General features: G+C 55.4%; 14 protein-coding genes and 1 tRNA gene. 7 read left to right on the top strand and 8 right to left on the bottom strand.

The window, feature by feature from the left end; translation table 11 throughout:
• Window positions 1-6: 6 nt before the first annotated feature.
• Genes ACFDAU_RS05110 through ACFDAU_RS05095 form a run of 4 tightly spaced genes read right to left on the bottom strand, consistent with a single transcriptional unit; the run spans window position 7 to window position 8,117 of the window.
• Window positions 7-3,567 (bottom strand): tetratricopeptide repeat protein, encoded by a 3,561-nt coding sequence (locus tag ACFDAU_RS05110; RefSeq protein WP_413438932.1) that lies wholly within the window; start codon window positions 3,565-3,567, stop codon window positions 7-9.
• Between the two features lie 16 nt (window positions 3,568-3,583).
• Complete coding sequence (locus ACFDAU_RS05105; protein ID WP_413438931.1) at window positions 3,584-6,322, bottom strand: bifunctional glycoside hydrolase 114/ polysaccharide deacetylase family protein; 2,739 nt, start codon at window positions 6,320-6,322, stop codon at window positions 3,584-3,586.
• A gap of 56 nt (window positions 6,323-6,378) precedes the next feature.
• Window positions 6,379-6,930 (bottom strand): peroxiredoxin, encoded by a 552-nt coding sequence (locus tag ACFDAU_RS05100; RefSeq protein WP_413438930.1) that lies wholly within the window; start codon window positions 6,928-6,930, stop codon window positions 6,379-6,381.
• Window positions 6,927-8,117 (bottom strand): MFS transporter, encoded by a 1,191-nt coding sequence (locus ACFDAU_RS05095; RefSeq protein WP_413438929.1) that lies wholly within the window; start codon window positions 8,115-8,117, stop codon window positions 6,927-6,929. Before ACFDAU_RS05095 ends, ACFDAU_RS05100 begins: the two co-directional genes overlap by 4 nt.
• A gap of 56 nt (window positions 8,118-8,173) precedes the next feature.
• On the opposite strand from ACFDAU_RS05095, the gene ACFDAU_RS05090 reads away from it, so the two are divergent.
• Window positions 8,174-8,249: transfer RNA gene (locus ACFDAU_RS05090), tRNA-Arg, on the top strand.
• Between the two features lie 36 nt (window positions 8,250-8,285).
• Here ACFDAU_RS05090 and phnD read toward each other — a convergent pair.
• Together phnD and ACFDAU_RS05080 are read right to left on the bottom strand one after the other, a co-directional pair.
• Entirely contained in the window at window positions 8,286-9,149 is an 864-nt protein-coding gene (gene phnD / locus ACFDAU_RS05085; RefSeq protein ID WP_413438928.1) for a phosphate/phosphite/phosphonate ABC transporter substrate-binding protein, read from the bottom strand.
• 22 nt (window positions 9,150-9,171) lie between these two features.
• The gene (locus ACFDAU_RS05080) at window positions 9,172-10,458 is read right to left on the bottom strand and encodes a GGDEF domain-containing protein (protein ID WP_413438927.1); all 1,287 of its coding nucleotides are present in this window, start codon (window positions 10,456-10,458) and stop codon (window positions 9,172-9,174) included.
• A gap of 333 nt (window positions 10,459-10,791) precedes the next feature.
• On the opposite strand from ACFDAU_RS05080, the gene ACFDAU_RS05075 reads away from it, so the two are divergent.
• The 4 genes from ACFDAU_RS05075 (at window position 10,792) to ACFDAU_RS05060 (ending at window position 14,301) form a co-directional block, all read left to right on the top strand.
• Entirely contained in the window at window positions 10,792-11,094 is a 303-nt protein-coding gene (locus ACFDAU_RS05075; protein WP_413438926.1) for a DUF2288 domain-containing protein, read from the top strand.
• Window positions 11,095-11,104: 10 nt separating this feature from the next.
• Entirely contained in the window at window positions 11,105-12,307 is a 1,203-nt protein-coding gene (locus tag ACFDAU_RS05070; RefSeq protein WP_413438925.1) for a multidrug effflux MFS transporter, read from the top strand.
• A 210-nt stretch (window positions 12,308-12,517) separates the two neighbouring features.
• The gene (locus ACFDAU_RS05065; RefSeq protein ID WP_413438924.1) at window positions 12,518-13,273 is read left to right on the top strand and encodes a class I SAM-dependent methyltransferase; all 756 of its coding nucleotides are present in this window, start codon (window positions 12,518-12,520) and stop codon (window positions 13,271-13,273) included.
• The gene (locus tag ACFDAU_RS05060; RefSeq protein WP_413438923.1) at window positions 13,270-14,301 is read left to right on the top strand and encodes an NADP(H)-dependent aldo-keto reductase; all 1,032 of its coding nucleotides are present in this window, start codon (window positions 13,270-13,272) and stop codon (window positions 14,299-14,301) included. Before ACFDAU_RS05065 ends, ACFDAU_RS05060 begins: the two co-directional genes overlap by 4 nt.
• A gap of 120 nt (window positions 14,302-14,421) precedes the next feature.
• On the opposite strand, the gene ACFDAU_RS05055 is transcribed toward ACFDAU_RS05060, so the two are convergent.
• Complete coding sequence (locus tag ACFDAU_RS05055) at window positions 14,422-14,595, bottom strand: DUF1328 domain-containing protein (RefSeq protein ID WP_124705993.1); 174 nt, start codon at window positions 14,593-14,595, stop codon at window positions 14,422-14,424.
• A 314-nt stretch (window positions 14,596-14,909) separates the two neighbouring features.
• Here ACFDAU_RS05055 and ACFDAU_RS05050 point away from each other — a divergent pair, with 314 nt between their 5' ends.
• Window positions 14,910-15,302: an AF1514 family protein gene (locus tag ACFDAU_RS05050; protein WP_413438922.1), complete on the top strand. Its 393-nt coding sequence runs from the start codon at window positions 14,910-14,912 to the stop codon at window positions 15,300-15,302.
• Between the two features lie 59 nt (window positions 15,303-15,361).
• On the opposite strand, the gene ACFDAU_RS05045 is transcribed toward ACFDAU_RS05050, so the two are convergent.
• Window positions 15,362-16,276 carry a DUF1853 family protein gene (locus ACFDAU_RS05045; protein WP_413438921.1) on the bottom strand — a complete coding sequence of 305 codons (915 nt, stop codon included), beginning with the start codon at window positions 16,274-16,276 and terminating at the stop codon, window positions 15,362-15,364.
• 106 nt (window positions 16,277-16,382) lie between these two features.
• Here ACFDAU_RS05045 and ACFDAU_RS05040 point away from each other — a divergent pair, with 106 nt between their 5' ends.
• Window positions 16,383-18,281: an ATP-binding cassette domain-containing protein gene (locus tag ACFDAU_RS05040; protein ID WP_413438920.1), complete on the top strand. Its 1,899-nt coding sequence runs from the start codon at window positions 16,383-16,385 to the stop codon at window positions 18,279-18,281.
• The last annotated feature ends 11 nt before the right edge of the window (window positions 18,282-18,292 follow it).

Raw genomic sequence — 18,292 nt, 5'->3', positions numbered from 1 at the left:
AGACGATTAATAATGTAACTGATAGCCTATTCCAACTTCCAGACTGGCCTTGCCTTGCCCTCTGGGCGCCTGGTCATAGCGAGTAAACACCTGCAATCGATCCGCACCGATGATCCGTGTTGCCACCCCGGCATTGGCACGCCAGCCGGAGCCGGAGACTGGGTTATAGAACACGCCGATTTCACCCAGATATTCGAAATCGCGCGCAGGTAAATTGCTGTCTATGGCATCCCCGACGCTGGCGTAGGCGGCTATTTCACGCATGCCTTGCGGCATGAAATAGCTCGCAGTATGAGGTTGCCCGGCCGGTATCAAACTTGCGGTCTGGCCGGTCAGTTCTGTATCGCTTGCACGGTATTGGCTCCAGGTTCCGGTCACGCGCCCGCGTAATGCGGGATGTACTCGACTTAGTTCGTGGCTCAATGTGGTGGTCAGCAGATTTCCGTTACCCAGGTTCTGGCCATCGATGCTGCGATATTGGTTAACAACGCCTCGCACACTCAATTGGTTCCAGCGATCCAGGCGGTAATTGCTCTCCAGTGCAATTTGATCACGCCTGCCGATAATGCGCATCGCCGCACTTTCCGGAGCGGTTTGATTATGCGCCACTTGCACATTCCATTGCAGACGCGAGCCAGTTTGCTGTTGATGTTCGAAACTGATGCCCGCCTGCGTATTGAATGCCTGGCTAAATTGCAATTTAACTGTATTGACGTAACCGTTTCCGGCCTGATGCAGCGCGATCTCACCACCTGTTTCATTGGGCACATGCGTTAACAAGGAGGTACCCACACCAGTGCGGGTGTCTTGATGCAAGCCGAGATCAAGTTTCAACCCGCCGATTTGATGACCGGTCGTCGTGATTTCCTTACTTGTTGCGTTATACACCCCGAGATTTTGGTATTTCATCATGAACCCTGCAGTACGATCATTGGCTAACAGCATCGGGGCGGCCTGCATATACAGGGATTCATCCAGGGGCGAACGATCCATCGCAGTAAACGCCAGGTCGGCCGCATCATTTTGATGTCCTGCCAACGACGCAAGATTCATTCTGTCGTAAAGCAAAACGCCGTCATGGTCCAGAATTTCTGCTGCAGCTTCAGGATCCTGACGCGTCAGCGCATCCGAAATACGCGCACCCAACGGCGTACTCAGCCAGCGGGCATATTGCCGCGCCAGCCAGGCTCTGGCGGCATCGTTTTGCTCATGATCATTGAGCCACGCAGTGGCCAACTCTACAAACTGGCTATTTTTCTTGAGTTCGGGTGAACCACTACGCAGTAATTTCCAGAGCACATTCTGACCATGAGCCGGGTCATTGAGCAATAACAAACGCAATGATTCAATGTCACGGGCATTCGCACGGGTATTCATCCAATCGCGATGGGTCTGTTTATTCAGGCGTTGTTGCCAGATTGTCCGGCGGATTTTCCAAGCCGGGCCGGTTTGTCCTGCCGCTTCCAGTGTTGCCGCATAATTGAGCAACCACAATTCATCTTGTGCGTGTGCTTTAGCCATGCGCTGATACAGGGCAAGTGAATCATTCGGGCGACCTAACGCCAGATAACCTGCTGCATATACGTCCCATAAAGCGGGGGTGCCGGAAAGCAGCTTTGCCCATTGCCGCATAAAATGATCCAGCCGGCCGAATTGACGCAAATCGAGCAGTAACCACAAGAAGGATTCCTTGACTCCCGAATTATCGGGATAACGCTTGATCAGAAAACGGTAATCGCGTTCGGCGGCGATAAAATTGCCCGCATGCTTGTACATCTCGGCGCGCATGGCGACGAATCTAAAATCCTTGTCATATTCACGCCACTGAGGCGCTTCGGTTATCCGGTATAGCCGCTGCACTGCTTGCCAGTCTCCCAGTTCCGCGTAGGTATCAATCGCGTTCATGAACAAGTTGAGGCGCCCGGTTTTTAGCCAGTACTGCTCGGCAGTCTCAGCGGCCAAGCGCGGATTCTTGCGTTTCAATGCCTGAAATAGACGTTCCTGATAGAAAGGCATGGCATCCGGCATGTCACTTAATACCCGGTAAGCTGCGATAGCCTGGTCGTCATGCCTGAGTCGCCAGGCAAGTTCACCAAGGTTTAGCCAGAACAATTGATCCGCCGGTTTTGCCTGAGCGCTGCTGCTGACAAGCACATCGTATGCCTCATCGTAGCGACCGGCGCGCTGCAACATCCCGGCAATCGTGACAGCCAGCTCAGGACTGGCGACACGGTGCCGCAAATAGCGCTGATAACGTGCAATCGCCTCTGCATCGCGCCCCATGCGCGTTAATAATTCCGCGGACAGCAACAACAGTTCGGGACGGCGCACTTCATCGCCATTGCGGTCCAGCCAGGCCAGCGCTTCTTCCGGTTTACCCAGATATTCATAAATCTGGACAATCTTGCGTGCATATTTTTCATCATACCCATGACGCCCCCAGTCACGTTCCAGACCGGTCAATTGTGCGGCATAGTCAAACAAACCTCCAGCCAGGCGCATCCATGACCGCCAGGCCGATTCATTGCCCTGATGCAGCGCCAGCCAGCGCCATTGCACCAAAGCCAATTGAGACTGATTTGACCATTCGGCAACCTGCGCCAGTCGTTCGCGCCATATCGCACTATTGGGCGCCTGGCTGACAGCAAATTGCGCCAGCTCCAACGCATGCGGCAAATCGCGATTACCCAAAAAAGCAGTGTATGCAAGATCAAAATACGCCGGGACAAAACGCATAGGCATCATTGGCGGCTTGGTCATGCCAACCAGCCGGGCAGCAAACTCTGCAGCCTGCGCCGGACGGTTTGATGCCAGGGCAAGTTTAGTCAGGCCATACAAAACATCGGGTCGCTGCCACTCGGCTGCAGGGAGCCGCTGCACCCAATCCAGGCCGATCTGTCCCAGACCGCCTGATTGCAGAGTGGCCATGGCACGTCTGAGATATGCAATTTTCTGTTCGGGGCTACGGACAAGCTGGCGCGCGCGCCAGGTATATTGCGCACTGGCGAGATAATGGCCATTTGCCAGTGCCAGGCGCGCCGCTTCATCAAGATCGGCCAATTGATTGCTGGTCAGTGCAAGTCGTGCCGCCACACGTTCGGCCAGCTCTACTTCTCCGCTGGATTCGGCGGTACGTACAAGTTGTCTCAAGGCCTTGGTATCAAAAATCTGCGTTTCACTGGCACGCAATGCCTGCCTGAATTGCGCCAATTTGTAATCCCGGTCTCTACTGCCGGGTGCGGCCGCAAAAGCAATTTTGGAAAGGATGTCGAGTTTTTCCAAAACCGCCGCTTCGCGCCAATGCGGTTGTGGGTTCGCGTACAGCAGTTGCAAGGTGGTGAGTGCATTTTCATATTGACCTATCCTTGCGTAGGCCTGCGCCAACTGCAATCTGAGTTCGTAGTTGTCCGGCTCGGTGGCAAGAAAACGACGCATGTACTGCAGCGAAACCTCATCTACCTTGGGGTTCTTTTTGATTTGCTCGGATAGGCGCTGTTGCGGAAAGAGCAATACCAGCACGATGCCGACCGCCGACGCCAAACCCACCAAACTGATGGGTGAGATCAACCGTGGTCGCGCTACCTTAGTCTGCCAGGGAGCAGTTGAGGCGGAAAGTGGCTCGTCCTGCCGCATGGGTCTGGTAATGATAATGTTGCCTGATGTGAGAGTCCGCGCGGATTATCCGCCCTTTTTCGTCGGACAATATGCAATTGTCGGCATGGTCGAGGATGAAATCCAAATTTACATACGAATTAAATGTCATGTTGATCTGCCGAGCTTGCCGTCGCCAATTTAGTAATGTTCCATTCGCATCGACCAGATACGGCGCTTCGCTGGTTTCAGTTGCAAGCGCGATGCGATTGACCGGAGATTTGACCAGATCCAGATAGCGGTCGCCGTTGAAATCATTGTAGCCTGCCACGCTGTCATTAATGACCGGATAACCCCATTTGGCATTGATGCGCAGGGTATCTATCTGCCCATCGCCGTAAAATAACCAGTCGTTATCTTCGCGCGCCATGACGCTGTGATTGAAATCCATGACACGCCGGATGTAGTCGGAAGGGTAAACAGGGTGACTGGGCTGCTTGAGCGCCCAATCATAAACCTCCTCCAGCGCTTTCAGTGAGGCTGGCTTGGAAGCCGAATAAGTATGGAAATAAATATCCATGGGTTTGAGTCGGCGCGGTGTATCGGTCAGCTTGAAGGTTTCAATGACGCGGCGAAAACCATAAAACTGGCTCGACCAGTTTTTGGTGTACACATTTTCATTCTGGTTCGGCGCATAAACCTGGAAATGCCCATCCCGTGCAACGCCCAGAGGCGCAACGAAAGTCAGGCTGGGTTGACTGTTGGTGATGGTGGTTTCTCCGCCATTCATGTTAAGCAGACCCAATGCGTCGGTTTTGGCGATCGCATCCGCGCCGGGGTTGCTATTGCCCGTCCATAAAAAAATCCGGCAGCTTTTACCGGGCGGAGCCAGACGCTGGTTAATATAATTGACGCTCCCTGCAATCTCCCTGTTTAAATCGAACTTATAGCCCGGGATCGGCAAATGGTAATCTTCGCCACTGCCTTCTTCGCTTGTTAATTGCCATTTGAACGGGTGTGAATAGGAGTGACTGGCAATTTCAACATACGGCAAACGATAAATTTCACGGGCAATCTGTTCCATTTCGGCAGATTTTTTGGGATACACGCCCCAAGGTGCCGTTTCACCTTCGATCACCGAAACCGCTGTAGGGATCGTATATTTTTTAAATATTTTTTCCAGCATGACGCGCGACGCCAGGGGTGCCCCGGGGAATTCAGCATTGCTGGCAAAACCATCGCCATCCATATGCGCCATCAATAAACGCCGTCCTGTCGAGGTGGTCACATCGGGGGCGGGCATATCCGGCAAAGCAAGTGCGCGCTTGAAAAAAATGAAGGGATCGATAATCCAGCGCGTGCCTTGTTGATAGGGGATTTCATAAGCGGCGTAAGGGGAAAGGACATACCCGCCCCAGGGCATATAAGCCGCCACATCGGTTATCTGGCCTGCGACCTTGAGGCGCAGTATCGGCGTACTGCCTTTGCCCGCATCGATAATATCGAGCGTATCCGGCTGCACCAGTGCTGAATGTTCGAACCCCACCATGGCATCTTGAGTGATGATTTCGACATTGCTGGCGGGCACGCTGCTTTTTATGTTCAGTCCAAATGGTCGCAAGTTTTCATTGCTGCGGCTGAATCCGAATTCATTGACGACGGCCAGACGCAGTCCCTGATTGATTTGTTTCAATAACCAGGGTTTAAGCCGGGGGTTGTTAAGGGGCGCACCATCCGACCATACGATGATGCCTGCGTACTGCCCGGCCAATTGATAGTCAGGTAGCGGCCCGGTCAAATCATGGTATTCCGGGATAAAGCCCATATACTGTATGGGCATTGCGGCAAACCGGTGCAAGTCGCTGAAAATGACATCGCTGTTATTCTTCCCGTTATACAGCATCAAAATTCGTCGGGGCTGAATCTCCGGAGCGCCTACGCCCACCATGTCGAGTTCAGGATTGCTGACCCATGGGATAAACCCAGCCGTACGGATTTTTTGCGCAAGTTCACGCGCCAACGGACGCTGATTTGGAGCGGCGTAGTCGATGACGATGACGGGCAAGTGATAGCCGTTTTTGACCCGATTGAGCTGGCCCAGCAGCCATTGCCGATCCGGCTCTTTAACCGGAACATACGACCGCGTTGCATTATTCCAGCCTTGAAACAGCGACTCGGCAGCAACTGCAGTGACCCAGTCATGCACCTGCGGCAAAATCTCAAAACCGCGGTTGAGAATGATATGGATGCCGGGGAAACGCTCGCGCATCTGGCGCAAGGTTTCGACCATGCCGGCTTCCTGAGCCGCTTTCGCTTGCGGAGAGGAAGCCGCAAGCTGATAGGAATCCAGCGTATCGACAAATATTCCACGAAAACCCCGCTGCCATAAGGGCGCGACTATTTTGTCGAGAAAAAATGCGCGCCAGGCAGGACTGGTTTGATCCATGACATCGCTTGCCCACGCCGGATTGCGCGCCATTTTTGCGGCGGCCGGAACGCTGCCGGCATAAGGTTTATCGGGGCCCACCTCACCCAGGCTGGTATAGGCATAAAGTTTGTTTTGCAGATTGCCGGGTACCTGGGCAAAGTCCGCCTGGTCTGCTTCAACGATGACCGCATCGTAAATGCGCAGCTCTTGAGGAAATGGCGTGCCATAGAAAAACGCCGCATTGAATGCCTGCGCAGACAAGCTGAAAAATAACAGCCATAGCGGTAAAAGTAGTTTGGTCATGGTCGGCTGGATTATCGCATGGCGCGGCGCAGGTGCGCCGCGTAGACGTTGCCGCCTCAGCGCGAGCCGGGACGCGCCGCCTCGAGCTTGGGCAAATCGGCAATCACCTGTTCGGAATTGCGGCCGGCGTCAGCGCCGGCATAGACCTTGGCAATCCTGCCCTGCGGATCGATGATGAAAGTATTGCGTTTGGCCAGTTTCATCACGATCAGATTGGTCACCGATCCATAACGTGCGGCTACCACGCCATCCTTATCCGCGAGTAGCGGGAACGGCAGGCCGTGTTTTTTGGCGAATTCGGCGTGGCGGCTGGCGTCGTCTATGCTCACCCCCACCACTTCTGCGTTGAGTTTGCGAATTTTCAGAATATCGTCGCGAAATGCGCACGCCTCGGTGGTGCATGCGGGGGTTTCATCTTTCGGGTAAAAATACAGCACCAGCCACTTGCCGCGATAGTCCGCCAGATTCTGCAGCTTGCCGTTCTGGTCGACCAGGCTGAAATCCGGCGCCGGCTGTCCGGCCTGCGGCCTGGCTGCGGCCTGGCTGGAACGCATCCAGACCAAAGCCAGCGCGGCGCTCAGTGCGATAAACAGGATCATGAATTTCATGCTTTTCCTCTCGAATGTGCGGGCCACGCCCAAAAATGCATCAATAATGCAGCAGTCATTGCCAGCAAGCCAGCATAACGGAATGCCCACTCTGCAGACTGCAACTGCCAGATCAGACCGAACGCCAACCCTGCGGGAATCGCCGCCAAACCGGTCATCAGGTGATACCAGCCGAATGCGGTACCGCGCGTCTCTGCGTCGGCAAAGTCGCTGATCAGCGCGCGTTCCGGGCCTTCGGCCAAACCGGTGGTGAGTCCGTAGAGGATGGCCACCGCCCACAGCCAGATACTATGTGCCACCCAACCCAGCAGCATGAAGGCCACGCCAAACGCTGCCCAACCGAACAGGATCAGCGGCTCTTTTCCCAACTTGTCCGCCAGCACGCCGCCGCGCGTGGAAGTCAGCGCCTTGGCCAGATTCAATGCCGCCCACAGCAGCAGCAATTCGACCACGCTCATGCCCAGTTCGTGTCCGCGCAATACGATAAATGTCTCGGAAGCGCGTGCAAAAGTGAACAGCATCAATACCAGCAGATAACGCTGTAGCGGCACAGCCAGCGTTGACCACGGCAACGACGATATTTTCAGGGCAGGCACCGGGGTAACCGGCCGTGGTTTTTCCCCTACGCCAAACGCAATCAGCAACACCCCCATTGCGCCCGGCAGCGCCGACCAGAGAATGACTTGAGTCAGCGACATGCCTGACCACGCCAGCACCGCCGCCGCAATCAAGCTGCCGCCCACTGCTCCGGCATTATCCATCGCCCGGTGAAATCCAAACGCCAAACCGCGGATTTCCGGCGGCGTCGCATCCGCCACCAGCGCATCGCGCGGCGCGCTGCGCAAGCCCTTGCCCACTCGATCCAGACTGCGCAACGCGAGCAATACCGGCCAACTACCCGCTATCCCCAGTAACGGGCGGACACTATTGGATAAAGCATAACCGGCTAACGCCAATCCCTTGCGACGCCCGCCCAACAAATCAGAGCGCCGCCCCGACCACAGCTTGAGCAAGGATGCCACGGCATCGGCCACGCCCTCGACCAGCCCCAGCGCCACCGGCCCGGCCGCCAGTACCGTGGCCAGCAGTATGGGAATCAGCGGCACCACCATTTCCGAAGCCAGATCGTTAAAAAAACTCACCAGGCTGAGGACAATAACGGTACGGGGCAGGCGCGGGAGGGGCATGGAAGTCTCTATGGCGGCTTATTTGAAACGACATAATAAGCTAGAATGCGAGCCTTGCCCCCGTAGCTCAGTGGATAGAGCATTCCCCTCCTAAGGGAAGGGTCACACGTTCGATTCGTGTCGGGGGCACCAGTAAAAAGGAGCTGGACATATGATCTCCAGCTCCCTTCAGCTATGCGTGCAGTGGATTAATTGCCTGGCACATTCATTGGGTCTCTTTTTTTTTACGCGTGCAATCAAGTCGCGCTCTCCGTCATAATTCTTGTCGGATGCTGGTTGAAAACCGTCATAACCCTGATCCAGAGTTCTTAATATGGATTGGGCTTCGGCCGTTGGCCTGTTGAGCGCCATGAAGGCGGCTTTCAATTTATTCTGCGTGGCCGCATCTAGCGCGCCGCTCACCGCGAAAACATAGGACGCCAAGGGGGGCGAGGTATACACCACCCGCAGACCCTGCGGCGCGAATTTCTCGTAGACGGTGTCTTTCATGATGCCGCCATCAAAATCGCCCAGCAGAATCGCCTTGGCGATGTTGTCATAATGCTTCAAATAAGCGACGGCTGAAAAATCCTGTATATTCATCCCCGCTTCGAGCAGTACAGCCGGTTGCAGAAAAGCCTTCGGGTCCCCGAAAGCAAAACGTTTGCCTTTCAAGTCATCGAGTTTTTTGACAGGACTGTCTTTCGGTACAACCACAACGAGGTTAAAGGTAGATTTACCGTGGGTGAGCGGTGTTACCAAAGGTATAGCCTGGTGTTTTTCATGCGCCATGATATAAGCGATAGGCGTCATATACGCTATTTGCACCTTACCACTGCCCAAATCCGCTACGGCTGAATCGAGATTCGGTGCAGGGCGAAATTGCATCCGATACCCTGTCTGCTGCGCCAGGTATTCAGCTAGCGGCGTCATGCGTTTTATCATTTCCACCGGCGCATCCATGGCGACTGTACCGATGGTAATGTCCTGAGCATTCGCTTGCAGAGACATCAATATAAGTGACAACGTCAGAAGTAATTTAGCTTTGAACATCTGGACACCTCCTCGCCTAGCGTCAAACAAACTCGTTGTTATAGATCCCGGTCACCTGGTTACGACCCATGTGCTTGCTCGCATACAAAGCTTTATCTGCGGCACCGTATAATGCTTCCAAACTGGGAATATCTTCAGTCAGTTCCGCTACGCCGAAACTTAACGTTATCTGTATGATTTTTTCTCCGGGAATCACAAAAGCGTGCTGCCGAGTTTTTTCCAGCAGATTCTTCGCAAGCACCATTCCTTGATGGACCGATGTTCTGGGGAGAATAAAGGCAAATTCATCACCGCCCATGCGGGCGCTGATGTCGCTGTCACGGGTACTCCAGCGGATCAGATTGCCCAGTGTCCTTAGCACTACATCCCCCGAAGCGTGACCATATTTATCATTAATCTGTTTGAAGAAATCTACGTCCAGTAAAATCAGACAAAGGCTGTCCGCATGTCTTCTTGCTTGCGCAAAAACAGTACTCAGGTTCTCATCGAGAAACCGTCGATTATGCAACCCAGTCAAACTATCGGTGGTGGCAAGCTGCTGTGACAGCGCCACCATTTGTTCAAGTTCTTTGGAACGAAAAGTAAGTTCAAGATTTGCCCTGGTCAGATTTTCATCGGCAATCTGCACCTGTGCTTTTAATTTTTGCTGATGCATATACAAGGATGTTTGCACCTTGTTAAAAATATTGACCAGGTCAGCCAGCTCATCATTTCCCGATACTTTCATTATTTGAAGTTCACCGTCCGGGTTCGCGACAATGTCCTGCATCATATTTCTGATTTTCGCGATGGGTGTGAGGATGACCAGCGACACTGCAAAATAGATAAGCACGCCAAGAAACAATATCACCCAGCCAATCCACAGCAGAATTCCCTGGAAAGAGTCATGGATGGCGGCCTCGAGTTTATTCGTTGAAACCAGCATCTCTACGTTGCCCAATACTTCGTTCCCAAAAACAACGGGTGCCGCAAAAGACATACTGCGACCGTCCCGGTCGAGATTTTTATTTGTGCGTTCGACGGCGACCTTTCCATTCCGATTCGTGATCCGGAGTATCAATACATCCGGGGCCGCGACAATACTGCTGGCGAGCGATTCCATATTGGTGTAATCGTAGCCTGCCAGCAGATTGGAAAGTGCTTTTGCGATCAACGCAATACGTTCTTGACCAGAACCATTTGCTTCTCGATAGATGCTCTGACGATCCTGTTCCAACTTAAAAAAGCCGAGCGTACTGACCCCGACCAGGAGCCCTATGACTACCACCAGCATCAGCTTTGCTCTAAGCCCAAAAGGAATTTTTTTCACATCATGCCCAGATAGTTATAATGAATTCAGCCCCAATCAGGCATTTCAATATCGGTATATCCCTACTTGAAATATTTCCTTCAAATTTTTATTCAATGGAAACTTCGTCAAATGCGTCGAATATTCGTATGCATCCGGACAATTCAAAAGCGCTCGAAATGAATTGGAAGGGGTTGCATCCGCGCCATCCTGTTCCAGGGTATCAATAAACCAGCAAAAATCAGGCCATGGAAGAGATCTCATTGTCAGCTTACTCATTCACCTATTCATGTTACAGATTGAGCAAGGTAAAATCGCCATCGATACACAGACACACTTCAACCATCATTTCCCATGCCCAACCAACTCGACCTGAAGCGCGCCCAACTCAATACCGAAACTGCTCAAATAGCGTGGACGGAGTTGCAAGTTTTTTTCGCCAAAGGCGCTCTCGTTCATGTGAGCAGCCATCTCGATCTGGTGGATGTCGCCGCTCACATTGCCTGCGACGACTTGGTCGCGGTGCAGGAATGGATGACGGCAGGAACAGTGCTCAAGCTGGATGACGAAACCGCCGCCGATTGGCAAAAGCGCAATCCCCTATTGTGGGCAGTAGTGGTTGCTCCATGGATCCTGGTGCAGGAACGCGCACATTGATCCCGCTCGCGTGACGGCACACCCCAAACATCATCGTTTCGCGCTCACCGTTCTGCTCGCCGGGCTGGCGACGCTGGGGCCGTTTTCGATTGATACATACATGCCCTCATTTCCGGATATGGGGGAAAGCCTGCATGCCACGCCGGTTCAACTGCAGCAGACCTTGAGCGTGTATCTGCTGGCGTTTGCACTGATGATGCTGCTGCATGGCGCGCTGTCGGATGCATTCGGGCGCCGGCCGGTGATTCTGGTGTCGCTGGTGGCGTTTGTACTGGCCTCTATCGGCTGCGTGTTTTCTTACGACATCAATCACCTGCTGTTCTTTCGGGGCATGCAGGGCCTGTCCGCCGGGGCTGGGATGATGGTAGGTCGAGCGATTATCCGCGACCTCTATGCGGGTCATGAGGCGCAGCGCCTGATGTCGCAGGTCACCATGATTTTCGGTATTTCTCCTGCCGTGGCTCCGGTGATCGGAGGCTGGCTGCAAACCGGGTTCGGCTGGCATTCGATTTTCGTTTTCATGGCACTGCTGGGGGTGTTGCTGTTTGCACTGAGCTGGCTTTATCTACCGGAAACACTGCCTGCGGTCGGGCGTCAATTGTTTTCGCCTCGACCTCTGGCCCGCAATTACCTCATGGTATTTACCAATCCGGTGTTTTTACTGCTATCGGGCACGGTGGCGCTGCATTTTGCCGGCTTCTTCCTGTATATCGCGTCGGCGCCCGTATTTGTCCTGCAACACCTGAAGCTGGGCGAGAACCAGTTTGCGTGGCTGTTTATTCCAGCCATTTCCGGGGTGATTCTGGGCGCATTCCTGTCCGGCAGGCTGGCCGGTCATGTCTCTCCTCACACCACGGTGAAATATGCCTATTTGCTGCTCTTCACTGCCGCAGGCATCAATCTCGCCTACAACCTGACAGCCACCCTCTCGTTGCCGTGGGCAGTACTGCCAATTACCCTGTACAGCACCGGCATGTCGCTGGCAATGCCCAGCATCACCTTGCTGGCGCTGGATTTGTTCCCGCTCAATCGCGGTCTGGTAGCTTCGCTGCAGGGATTTGTGCAGACCATGCTGAACGCCCTGGTCGCGGGACTATTTTCACCGATGCTGTCCTGGTCTCCGGTTGCTTTGGCAGTGGGTATGCTGGTGTTTCTGATCGCGGGTCGGATTACATGGATGACTTATCTACTCAAGCAACAGCGGGCGGCATGAGCCTCTCTGTGAGCTCTGTGTTCTCTGTGGCTAACTGATTTTTTCAGGATAATCGGTGCTCTGGCAATAATTCCATCCGGTGCTGAACATTGTGCGCTCTGGCGTGTCCGAGCATCATTGCCCAGCAGGGCAATATCTGAAAACGGCTCAAATGCGGGAGCCTGTTCTTCCAGCATCGACCCAACCATACAACCGGCAGAGGGCAATTCAATGAACTCGACATTAGCGCAACATATTTCACCACCCATGAGCATTTCGGATTCCTCGGCAGACAAGGTCTGCGACGAATATGAAATCGTTAAAAGCCTGTTGCCTCTCAATGGCGCACGCGTTCTCGAACTGGGTTGCGGCAAGGCGGAAAAGACACGCGCTATCGCCCAGCGGGGCCAGGTAGCGTCGATCACTGCACTGGAGGTGGATGAAATCCAGCACGCCAGGAACATGCAGATTGGTGACCTGCCCAATGTCAGATTTGGCCTCGGCGGCGCCCAGGCGATTCCTGCGGAAGACGCCAGTTTTGACATCGTCCTCATGTTCAAATCCCTGCATCATGTGCCCGTTGAGCAGATGGATCAGGCGCTGGCGGGAATTCGGCGGGTGTTGAAACCGGGTGGTCTAGCCTACCTGTCCGAACCGGTCTACGCGGGGGAATTCAATGACATCCTGCGTCTGTTCCATGACGAAAAAACAGTACGGGAAGCGGCGTTTGCCGCTATTCAGCGCGCCGTCGACGGCGCCGAACTGGAACTCGTCAGCCAGACCTTCTTCAGCACCCCCGGACACTTCGATGATTTTGGCCAGTTCGAGGAGCAAATCCTGAAAGTCACGCATACCCATCACCAACTCTCCCCGGAATTATATGACACGGTTCGCACCGCATTCATGCGCCACATGACTCCGCAAGGTTTCGATTTCAAGCAACCGATCCGCGTCGATCTGCTACGTAAAACAAGGAACCCAGCATGAACTATCGGCAACTTGGCAACAGCGATCTGAAGGTGTCCGAAATCACCCTCGGCACGATGACTTTTGGCGAACAGAACAGCCCTGAAGATGCCGCCCGGCAGCTCGACTACGCGGTCGCACACGGCGTGAATTTTATCGATGTGGCAGAGATGTACCCGGTGCCGCCGCGTGCCGAGACTCAGGGCCGCACCGAGGACTATGTCGGGCGCTGGCTCAGCAAACAGTCACGCGACAAACTCATTATCGCGACCAAGATTACCGGACCGGGGCGCGGCTTCGAATGGGTACGCGGCGGCCCGCGCATTACCCCGAAACAGATCAGGGCCGCGATTGATACCAGTCTGACTCGTCTGAAAACCGATTACATTGATCTGTACCAAATTCATTGGCCGGACCGCAATGTGCCCACTTTCGGCCAGAGTGAATACGATCCCGGAGCAGAGCGCGAGACCACTCCGATTGTCGAACAACTCGGCGCGTTCGCAGACCTGATCCAGGCCGGCAAGATCCGCCATGTCGGCCTGAGCAACGAGACGCCGTGGGGCGTGTGCCAGTTCACCCGCGCGGCGGAAGAGGCGGGATTGCCACGCGTGGTGTCGATCCAGAACGCCTACAACCTGCTCAACCGGACCTTCGAATTCGGCCTTGCGGAAACCTGCCATCGCGAACAGCTGGGATTGCTGGCATACAGCCCGCTTGGCTTCGGCACGCTGACCGGCAAATATATAAGCGGGGCTGACGCCGGGCGCATGACCAGGTTCCCCGGCTTCGGCCAGCGCTACAACAAGCCCATGGTGCCGGAAGCAGTGGCGGCCTATGTCGAACTGGCCAGGCAAGAGCACATGCACCCGACCACCCTGGCACTGGCTTTCGTGCGCAGCCGCTGGTTTGTAACCAGCACCATTATCGGCGCTACCACGATGGAGCAGCTTCAGCAAAATCTGGATAGCGTTGAAGTTGCATTGGATGCCGGGTTACTCGAGAAAATTCAGGCTATTCATACCCGCTATCCCAACCCGGCGCCTTAACAAGCACGCGTTGAACAGCTTGATTGGATAGCTCCCGGCATGGGGCTTCCTTCCATTCGCGAAGGAAGCCCTGTCTCCCGCTCAATCTATTTCCATCCAGGATGGATGCGTCCAGCTCCTTTAGAAAACCATTACGCCAAGCAAGACACCGAACACCAGGACTACCAGGAAAATGGTCAATGCAACAAAGAACAGAATTTTTGCTATGCCCTTTGCTCCGGCAGCAATATTGGTAAAGCCGAAAAAACCTGCAATGAGGGAGATGAGGAAAAATATAATAGCCAGCTTCAGCATGGTCTTACTCCTGTAATTTACCTGCGGTTTTTTTACCGTCACCCGCCATCACACTACGCCAGAAATCAATACGCTTCTGTACGCAACCGTACCAAACATCCACTTCCCGTCATGTGCGCCACCACACAGACCAGTTCTGTCATCCAGGATAAATTGGTCTGACTCATGGTTTGCCCGGCTGGCAGTCAAACGTATTTGACGGCCCCGTTACAAGCCACGTATCGAAACGCTTCTTCGCGTTTGATACGAAGCTGGTTTCTCATACCTGAGAATAGTCACACGCAATTAATATTTAACTTCACAAGGAGCGGAATATGGAAACGATCGCAATACAAGCAAATAAATCATCCATCGATTTTTCAGAAGCACGGCGGCAGGCAGTCAATCAAGCTTATGACATGCTGAATGATCCCGTGATCATCGCCTGGAAAGACGACCAGGCTCAAAAATATGGCCCCGAGATTCCGGGCGGAAGCGAAGATCGCTGGCATGAATATGCAGATAGCCACGACGGTCTGTTGGAACTGAACGTGGCTGATGCGTATCACTTCATCTTCATGGAAGCTGCCGACTTTGAAGAACCTGATCTGAATCTTGCCAGCATTTCGGAGGATGACGGTACAACTTTTTTGTGCCTCGATGACGCATGCACCGAAGAGGACCGGCAAAAAATGGGGTACTTCCCGGGCGGCGGCATGGGTGGCTAGTTGCTGGCGACGCCGGTGCGCAAAAGCCTGTCCAGGCAAGAAACGGCTTGCCTGCCTTGTCAGGCATTACGCAGATTCCAGTTCTGGGGCACGACGAAGCCTCGCGTCACTTCCTGCCAGTGATTGCCAGTCGCGGCCAGGCCCGCCACCAGCAACGGTGCATCGTCCATGGCGAAATGTGTCGCCAGTGCTGCGCTGAAATCTGCCCCGGCTTGCAACCCCTCCGGATTTGGACTCATGGCCGGGGAAAGCCATTCCAGCCGGGGTAATGCCTTCCAAAGCAATCCGGATGGTGGAGTGAACGGCGTCTCGCCCCAACGCAGCCACCAGCCGGATAAATGCTGCACGGACACTTCCTCGGCAGCAACAATCGCCTCCCCGTACGGGTAAAACAACCAGCCCTTGAGCAGTGCGTGAGCGCTGACTGACTCTTCGGCATCAGGCAAGGCCGCCAGACCCGCAGGCGTTGCGGCAAGCTTGAGTTGCCTGTCGCGCAGGTGGCCGAACTTCAAATCAAGCCGGTCACGGGTAAAGGTTCCCACATACCCGGCCAGTCCCGCAGCGACATCCACCTGCAAGTAAAATTTTACCGATGCTTCCCAGTGGTTGAGCACACCCGCCGCATCGCGCCACAGAAAATCGTATTCGCCGATGACAATATCGCCGGTTTTGACCGGCAGATTGGCAGCGACAAGTTGCCCGCCCATGAGGTGGCTAATCCAGTATTCCAGCAGAGCTTCAAAATAGCGGCCCAGACGGTGTGAGCTACGTGCAGCGATCCAGTCATGCAACGGTGCGGGGTGGCGATCCAGTTCAAGCAACTGCGGCATCGCCAGCGCCAGGGCATCCCGGCACTCTGCGTCAGCCACGCCGAAATCCGCTGCGACAGATTCATTCATCAGGCCCGGCGCGGCCATCACCCAAACAAGGTCGCGCACGCGCGCATCATGGAAGTTTTGCAGCAAATTCATCATCGTGCCATTGTGCCACCAGATGGATGCGCCATCCCGATTTGATCCGTAATGACGCCCTGCCCTCCACCCCGTACAATGCCGCCTTTGCCTTGTTGCCTGAAAAATCGTGATCAGCCTGCGTCAACTCACTCTCGCCCGCGCCGCCAAAGTCCTGATCGAAGACGCCAGCGTGCAAATCCACCCCGGCCAGAAAATCGGCCTGACCGGCGCCAACGGCTCGGGCAAATCCAGCCTGTTCGCGCTGTTGCTGGGGGAGTTGCATGCAGAAGCCGGCGACCTGTTCATGCCGCCCGGCTGGGTGATCGCGCACGTGGCGCAGGAGACCCCGGCGCTGGATCAGGCTGCGCTGGAATTCGCGCTCGACGGCGATACGGTACTGCGTCAGGTGGAGCGCGATCTGGCCGCCGCCAGCGCTGCAGATGACGGTCATCGCGTGGGCGAGCTGCATGGGCGTTTGAGCGAGATCGACGGTTATGGCGCGCGCGCCCGTGCCGCCGAACTGCTGCACGGCCTGGGCTTTACCGACGCGGACTTCGCCAAGCCGGTGGCGGCGTTTTCCGGCGGCTGGCGCGTGCGCCTGAATCTGGCGCAGGCACTGATGAGCCGCTCCGACCTGCTGTTGCTGGACGAGCCCACCAACCACCTCGATCTGGACGCAGTGATCTGGCTGGAAGGCTGGCTCAACAGCTACCCAGGCACGCTGTTGCTGATCTCGCACGACCGCGATTTTCTAGACGCCGTGGTCACTCATATCATCCATATCGAAAACCGCGTGCTCAAGCTCTACGCCGGCGGCTATTCGGATTTCGAGCGCCAGCGCGCCGCCCAGCTGGCAGTGCAGCAATCCCTGTTTGAAAAACAGCAACGCGAACGCGCGCACCTGGAAAGCTTCGTCGAGCGTTTCCGCGCCAAGGCCACCAAGGCACGCCAGGCGCAAAGCCGCATCAAGGCGCTGGCGCGGATGGAAGACGTGACCGCCGCGCACGTCGATTCGCCGTTCACCTTCCGCTTCCGCGAGCCGGCCAGCGCACCCGATCCGCTGCTGGATTTGCGCGAAACAAGCGTGGGTTATGGCAATCAGCCGATCTTGTCCAACATCGAACTCACCCTGCGCCCGGGCGAACGCATCGGCCTGCTGGGGCGCAACGGCGCGGGCAAATCCACCCTAATCAAACTGCTGGCGGGGGAGATCAAACCGCTGACCGGCACGCGCAGCGAGGGCAAGGGGCTGGCCATCGGCTACTTCGCCCAGCACCAGCTGGAGCAGTTGCGTCCGGATGAATCGCCCATCCAGCACATGCTGCGCCTGGCTCCGCAAACACGCGAGCAGGAATTGCGCGATTTTCTCGGCGGCTTCGATTTTCGCGGCGACATGGCGCAAGCGCCGTGCGGACCCTTCTCCGGCGGCGAGAAATCGCGTCTGGCGCTGGCGCTGCTGATCTGGCAGCGCCCCAATCTGCTTCTGCTCGATGAGCCCACCAACCACCTCGACATGGAAATGCGCCACGCGCTCAATCTCGCCTTGCAGGAATTCGACGGCGGCGTGGTGCTGGTGTCGCACGACCGCTCCCTGCTGCGCGCCACCTGCGACCGTTTCCTGCTGGTAGCGGACGGCGGCGCACCGGCTTTCGACGGTGACCTCGACGACTACCGCGACTGGCTCAACCAGCAGCGCATCCAGCAATCCGCTGCCAGTGCCAGCCCGGAAAAAGCCGTGCGCCGAGAGCAGCGTGCCGCCACGCAGGCCGACCGCCAGGCAGTGCTGGCCAAGCGCCGCCCGCTGGTGAAGGAACTGGAACAACTGGAACAGAAACTGGACGGCTGGCAAAGCGAAAAAGCACAGCTGGACCAGCGTCTGACCGATACGGAATTATACGAAGCCAGCCAGCGTGCGCTGCTGCAGGACCTGCTCAAGCGCCAGGGCGAACTCACACAAACCATCGAGACTGGCGAAGAACGCTGGCTGGAACTGCACGCAGCGCTGGAGCAATTGCCCAGCCTGTAGCCAGGCGTCAG

The sequence above is a fragment of the Sulfuriferula sp. GW1 genome (assembly GCF_047300855.1).
Classification (GTDB): domain Bacteria; phylum Pseudomonadota; class Gammaproteobacteria; order Burkholderiales; family Sulfuriferulaceae; genus Sulfuriferula.
This window is presented reverse-complemented; position numbering and strand designations above follow the sequence as displayed.

Coding starts and splice junctions, on each gene's coding strand:
- ACFDAU_RS05105 (WP_413438931.1), bottom strand. CDS start 6,322: ATGACCAAACTACTTTTACCGCTATGGCTGTTATTTTTCAGCTTGTCT.
- ACFDAU_RS05100 (WP_413438930.1), bottom strand. CDS start 6,930: ATGAAATTCATGATCCTGTTTATCGCACTGAGCGCCGCGCTGGCTTTG.
- ACFDAU_RS05095 (WP_413438929.1), bottom strand. CDS start 8,117: ATGCCCCTCCCGCGCCTGCCCCGTACCGTTATTGTCCTCAGCCTGGTG.
- phnD (WP_413438928.1), bottom strand. CDS start 9,149: ATGTTCAAAGCTAAATTACTTCTGACGTTGTCACTTATATTGATGTCT.
- ACFDAU_RS05075 (WP_413438926.1), top strand. CDS start 10,792: ATGCCCAACCAACTCGACCTGAAGCGCGCCCAACTCAATACCGAAACT.
- ACFDAU_RS05065 (WP_413438924.1), top strand. CDS start 12,518: ATGAACTCGACATTAGCGCAACATATTTCACCACCCATGAGCATTTCG.
- ACFDAU_RS05060 (WP_413438923.1), top strand. CDS start 13,270: ATGAACTATCGGCAACTTGGCAACAGCGATCTGAAGGTGTCCGAAATC.
- ACFDAU_RS05055 (WP_124705993.1), bottom strand. CDS start 14,595: ATGCTGAAGCTGGCTATTATATTTTTCCTCATCTCCCTCATTGCAGGT.
- ACFDAU_RS05050 (WP_413438922.1), top strand. CDS start 14,910: ATGGAAACGATCGCAATACAAGCAAATAAATCATCCATCGATTTTTCA.
- ACFDAU_RS05045 (WP_413438921.1), bottom strand. CDS start 16,276: ATGATGAATTTGCTGCAAAACTTCCATGATGCGCGCGTGCGCGACCTT.